This window comes from Ruegeria sp. ANG10, from assembly GCF_040705255.1.
Taxonomy (GTDB): Bacteria; Pseudomonadota; Alphaproteobacteria; order Rhodobacterales; family Rhodobacteraceae; genus Ruegeria.
Window position 1 is genome coordinate 1 of the sequence record NZ_JBFCVU010000028.1, and the last position, 2988, is coordinate 2988.

General features: G+C 59.1%; 3 protein-coding genes. All 3 read right to left on the reverse strand.

Going from position 1 to position 2988, the window contains the following annotated elements; genetic code table 11:
- From folD to AB1A64_RS22320, 3 genes are read right to left on the reverse strand one after another with little or no spacing between them, the layout of a single operon-like run.
- Positions 1–891: a bifunctional methylenetetrahydrofolate dehydrogenase/methenyltetrahydrofolate cyclohydrolase FolD gene (gene folD / locus AB1A64_RS22310; RefSeq protein WP_366554355.1), complete on the reverse strand. Its 891-nt coding sequence runs from the start codon at positions 889–891 to the stop codon at positions 1–3.
- A 53-nt stretch (positions 892–944) separates the two neighbouring features.
- Entirely contained in the window at positions 945–1250 is a 306-nt protein-coding gene (locus tag AB1A64_RS22315) for a chorismate mutase (protein WP_366554357.1), read from the reverse strand.
- Positions 1251–1307: 57 nt separating this feature from the next.
- Positions 1308–2984 carry a formate--tetrahydrofolate ligase gene (locus AB1A64_RS22320; protein ID WP_366554359.1) on the reverse strand — a complete coding sequence of 559 codons (1677 nt, stop codon included), beginning with the start codon at positions 2982–2984 and terminating at the stop codon, positions 1308–1310.
- Positions 2985–2988: the final 4 nt, after the last annotated feature.

Here is a 2988-nt window from a genome sequence, read left to right on the forward strand (position 1 = left end):
TCAAGCCGTCAGGCCTTCGGGCTCTGGCAAGGCATTTGCGCGGCAGCAGGCGGTCAGCGTGTTGGCCAGCAGGCAGGCGATGGTCATCGGGCCTACGCCGCCGGGCACGGGTGTGATCGCACCGGCGCGTTCGGCCGCGCTGTCATAATCAACGTCTCCGACCAGCTTGTTCTTGCCGTCCCGTTCGATCCGGTTGATGCCCACGTCAATCACTGTGGCACCTTCCTTGATCCAATCGCCCGGAATCATCTCGGGGCGACCAACAGCAGCGACAACGATGTCTGCGCGGCGCACAACATCAGGCAGGTCCTTGGTGCGCGAATGCGCGATGGTCACGGTGCAGCTGTCACCCAGCAACAACTGCGCCATCGGCTTGCCCACGATATTCGACCGGCCCACAACAACCGCATCCATACCCGAGAGCGAGCCGTGATGGTCGCGCAGCATCATCAGACAGCCCAGCGGCGTGCAAGGCACCATCGACTTCTGCCCGGTACCCAGCAATCCCACGTTCGAGATGTGGAAACCATCAACGTCCTTGGCCGGGTCAATCGAGTTGATCACCAGATCTTCGTTCAGGTGCTTCGGCAGGGGCAGTTGTACCAGAATGCCATGCACGGCTGGGTCGTTGTTCAGCTTGTCGATCAACGCCAGCAGATCTTCTTCGGACGTGTCGACGTCCAGCTTGTGCTCGTACGAGTTCATGCCGACCTCAACGGTCATCTTTCCCTTGGACCGCACATAAACCTGGCTTGCCGGGTCTTCGCCTACCAGAACCACGGCCAGACCGGGGGTGATGCCGTTTTCTTCTTTCAGCTTTGCGACCTGGTCGGCCACCTGGCCGCGTACTTTTGCGGCAAAGGCCTTACCGTCGATAACCTGCGCTACCATCCTTTGATCCCTTCTTTTCAAAAACGGATCGGGCGCAGAAAGCGCCCGGTTCTTCATTCGGGGCCGAGCACGCGTTCTTCGCGGGCAATCGACCAGTCAATCAAGATGCGCCAAAGCTTCTCGGCAAGATCGGGGTCCATGCCCAACTCGTCGGAACTTGAGCGCACGCGCTGCACCACATCTTCGACACGATCCGGGATGCGGGCGGGTAGCCCCTCGCCGGGTTTCAACTGAGACGCACGATCTATGTAAGTTGCGCGCGCCACCAACATTTCAATCAATTGGCGATCCAGCTTGTCGATCTGAACCCGCAATTCCCGCATCGAGTGGCAGTCCTGCGGCGGTATCAGAGTGGGCATTTCAATCTCCTGCGGTCCGGGGATACCCCCGGACCACGAGATGTATCATTCGGGCGCTTAGAACAAGCCCTCGATCTCACCTGCGTCATTGAGGCAGATGGATTCCGCAGCCGGTTTGCGTGGCAGACCGGGCATGGTCATGATTTCACCGCAGACAACCACGATGAAGCCGGCACCGGCGGACAGGCGAACCTCACGCACCGGAACCGAATGGCCGGTGGGCGCACCGCGCAGGGTCGGATCGGTTGAGAACGAATACTGAGTTTTCGCCATGCAGACCGGCAGATTGCCGTATCCGGCCTCTTCCCATTCGCGCAATTGGTTGCGGATTTTGTTGTCGGCCAGAACCTCATCCGCGCGATAGATGCGCTTGGCGATGGTTTCGATCTTCTCGAACAACGGCATTTCGTCGGGGTAGATCGGTGCAAAGTTCGCAGCACCGTTTTCAACGATTTCGACAACTTTCTCGGCCAGCGGCGCAGAGCCGTCCGAGCCCAGTTCCCAGTGACGCGACAGAACCGCCTCGACGCCATGGGTTTCGCAGTAATCCTTGACGGCCTGCACTTCGTCATCGGTGTCGGTGACAAAGTGGTTGATGGCGACAACAACGGGCACACCAAAGGATTTCACGTTCTCGATGTGACGACCCAGGTTGGCGCAGCCGGACTGAACCGCGTCGACGTTTTCGGCACCCAGATCAGCTTTGGCAACACCGCCGTTCATCTTCATCGCGCGCACGGTGGCAACCAGAACAACTGCCGACGGCGCGATGCCCGCTTTGCGGCACTTGATGTTCATGAACTTCTCGGCACCCAAATCAGCACCGAAACCAGCTTCGGTGACAACATAGTCAGCCACTTTCAGCGCGGTTTTGGTCGCGATGACCGAGTTACAGCCGTGTGCGATGTTCGCGAAGGGGCCGCCGTGGACAAAGGCCGGGTTGTTTTCCAGCGTCTGCACCAGGTTCGGCTGCATCGCGTCTTTCAGCAGAACGGTCATTGCGCCTTCGGCCTTGATGTCGCGGCAGTAAACCGCGGTCTTATCGCGGCGATAGGCGACAATGATGTCACCCAGACGCTTTTCCAGGTCTTTAAGGTCGGTGGCCAGGCAGAGGATCGCCATGACCTCGGAGGCGACGGTGATGTCAAAGCCGGTTTCACGCGGGAAGCCGTTCGATACGCCGCCCAAAGATGCCGTGATCTGACGCAGCGCACGATCATTCATGTCGACCACACGACGCCACGCAACGCGACGAATGTCGATCTCGCACTCGTTGCCCCAATAGATATGGTTGTCGATCATCGCCGACAGCAGAGAGTGGGCCGAGGTGATGGCGTGGAAATCGCCAGTGAAGTGCAGGTTCATTTCCTCCATCGGAACAACCTGCGCGTAACCGCCACCCGCGGCACCACCCTTCATCCCGAAGTTCGGGCCAAGCGAGGCTTCGCGGATACAGATCATCGCGTTTTTGCCGATGCGGTTCAGGCCATCGCCCAAACCGACGGTGGTGGTTGTCTTACCCTCACCCGCCGGGGTCGGGTTGATCGCGGTCACCAGAATCAGTTTGCCGTCTTCACGACCCTGAACCGAGTTGATGAAGTCCTGGCTGACCTTCGCCTTGTCGTGGCCGTAAGGCAGCAGATCGTCACTGGAGATGCCAATTTTCGCACCGATTTCCTGAATCGGCTTCTTGTTCGCCTCACGGGCGATTTCGATGTCGGATTTGTAGCTCATTGGG